At 60.8% G+C, this 2,516-nt stretch carries 2 protein-coding genes and 2 pseudogenes; all 4 read left to right on the plus strand.

The genetic code is table 11. The features are described from left to right. Positions 1-461: pseudogene (locus A2I95_RS31210) on the plus strand (AsmA family protein); the annotation flags it as partial. Between the two features lie 222 nt (positions 462-683). Next, positions 684-1,679: pseudogene (locus tag A2I95_RS31215) on the plus strand (IS481 family transposase); the annotation flags it as partial. 57 nt (positions 1,680-1,736) lie between these two features. Continuing rightward, complete coding sequence (locus tag A2I95_RS31220; RefSeq protein WP_259987981.1) at positions 1,737-2,144, plus strand: transposase; 408 nt, start codon at positions 1,737-1,739, stop codon at positions 2,142-2,144. Beyond that, complete coding sequence (tnpB, locus tag A2I95_RS31225) at positions 2,141-2,491, plus strand: IS66 family insertion sequence element accessory protein TnpB (RefSeq protein ID WP_039133247.1); 351 nt, start codon at positions 2,141-2,143, stop codon at positions 2,489-2,491. The genes A2I95_RS31220 and tnpB overlap by 4 nt, the downstream gene beginning before the upstream one ends. Positions 2,492-2,516: the final 25 nt, after the last annotated feature.

Raw genomic sequence — 2,516 nt, forward strand, 5'->3', positions numbered from 1 at the left:
TGGAGCAGCTGATGCGCTCGGGCGGCAATGGCGGCAGCACCGTGTTTGATCAGATGACAGCCAGTTACACGATTGAAGGCGGCAACCTGCGCAATCAGGATCTTCTGGTTCTGCTCAAGGGGTTCCGCGCCGAAGGCAAGGGCCGGATCGGGTTGGGCGCGCGGGATCTGGATTACCTGTTTATTCCCCAACTGGTGCGGGCAGGCAGTGATCAGGTGCTGACCATCCCGGTGCGGATCACCGGCCCTTGGGAAAACCCGGACATCCGCCCGGACCTGAGCCAGGCGCTGCAGCCGAAGATCGACGAGATCGAACAGGAAGCCAAGGACCGGGTGCGCCAAAAGCTGAGTGAGGAGCTGAACACCGAAATCGCGCCGGAACAGAATCTGAACGACGTGCTGAAAGAGCGTATCGAACAGGAAGCCCGGGACCAGCTGCTGAAGCTCCTCGGCGGCGATTGATCTGCCCCGCCGGAGGCCGGGTTAAGGAGGGCCACAGGCCCCCCGGCGTAGCCTGGCCTGTCCTTGGCGCGGGTGCAGGCGCCTTACATGAATTAGTCTCGATGTGATCTGACACCGCCCCCTTCTCAGCAAGCTGAAATGGGGACGGCGCATCTCTTGATGGAGATGATGGTTGCCCGTTTTTTTGGTGGTGCTGACCCACCACAAAACGAGGAAGCCACGATGCTGAAGACTACCGACAAGATCATCAAGCACAAAACCGGCCTGCTGAACCTGGCCGAGGAACTGGGCAATGTCAGCAAAGCCTGCCAGGTCATGGGCATGTCGCGCGATACCTTCTACCGCTACAAATCCGCGGTCGAGGAAGGTGGTGTCGAGGCTCTGTTCGAGCGCACGCGGCGCAAGCCCAATCTGGCAAACCGGGTCGATGACGCCACCGAGCAGGCGGTGATCAAATCGGCCACCGATTTCCCGGCCTATGGCCAGGCCCGCACGTCCAACGAGCTTCGCAAGCTGGGCGTCTTCGTCTCGCCATCCGGCGTCCGGTCGATCTGGCTGCAGAACGACCTGGCGAACTTCAAGGCCCGGCTGAAAGCCCTGGAGGCCAAGGTCGCCGAAGAGGGTTGCATTCTGACCGAAGCGCAGGTGCAGGCGCTGGAGAAAAAGAAGCTCGACGATGAAGCCTGCGGCGAAGTGGAGACCGCGCATCCCGGCTATTTGGGGTCGCAGGACACCTTCTACGTCGGCACCCTCAAGGGCGTGGGGCGGGTCTACCAGCAGACCTATGTCGACACCTATTGCAAGGTGGCACATGCCAAGCTCTACACAACCAAGACGCCGATCACCGCCGCTGATCTGCTTAACGACCGGGTACTGCCGTTCCATGACGAGCATGACCTGCCGGTGCTGCGGATCATGACAGATCGCGGCACGGAATATTGCGGCCGGGCCGACAAGCACGACTTCCAGCTCTTCCTGGCCATCAACGATATCGACCACACCAAGACCAAGGTGAAATCGCCCCAGAGTGAGACCGTAAAGCAATCGATCCAGTGGATCGATTGTAGGGCGAACGGGATCTGCGAACGGTTCCACAAGACGGTGCTGCAAGAATTCTATCAGGTCGCCTTCCGCAAGAAGCTCTATGACAGTATCGAAGCACTGCAAGCGGACCTGGACGAATGGCTGCATCACTACAACCACCAACGCACTCATCGTAAGGCTCCGGCGGCGGCCGTCTGATCTCGGGATCGATCCGATGGTAGGTCCGGCCTTATGTCCGACTTCAATAACCGCCCTCAAATCGAAGTTCTTTCCGCTGCCGATGGTGATCGCCGCCGGTATTGGTCAGATGATGATAAACTGCGCATCGTTGAGGAGAGCTTTATCGGTCACCGACAAGCGGCAGCCACAGCGCGGCGGCATGGCATTAGCCGGTCGCTGCTGACCACCTGGCGGCGGCAGTATCGAAACGGTGAGCTTGGGTCTTCTCGCCCGGTGCCGTTCGCGCCGGTGACCGTGGCAAAGGGAACTTCCGCGTCGCAGGCAAATCCGGTTGAACCCTGTCCGCCTCCGGACTGTCAGGTTGAGATAGCCCTGCCGAACGGGCGCCGGCTCATCGTGCCGATGGGCGTGGAGCCCGAAGCACTTACCCGGATTCTGGCAGTGGTGGATCGGCAGTGATCGCGTTTCCGGCAGGCGTGAAGGTGTGGATTGCAGGCGGCGTCACCGACATGAGGCGGGGCATGAACACCCTGGCGCTGCAGGTGCAAGAAGGGCTCGGCCGCGATCCCCATGCGGGCGAGCTCTTTTGCTTCCGGGGCCGCAAGGGCGATCTGGTCAAGATCCTGTGGCATGATGGCGTGGGTATGTCGCTGTATCTGAAGCGCCTGGAGGCGGGCAAGTTCATCTGGCCGGTGAGCCGGTCCGGCGAGGCGGTGCAGATCTCTGCGGCACAACTGGGCTATCTTCTGGAGGGGATCGACTGGCGCAATCCGCGCTGGACGCAACGTCCTGCAAAGGCTGGTTAAATGTTCCGTCTGGCCTGTTTTTATT

Source organism: Leisingera sp. F5 (assembly GCF_001593695.1).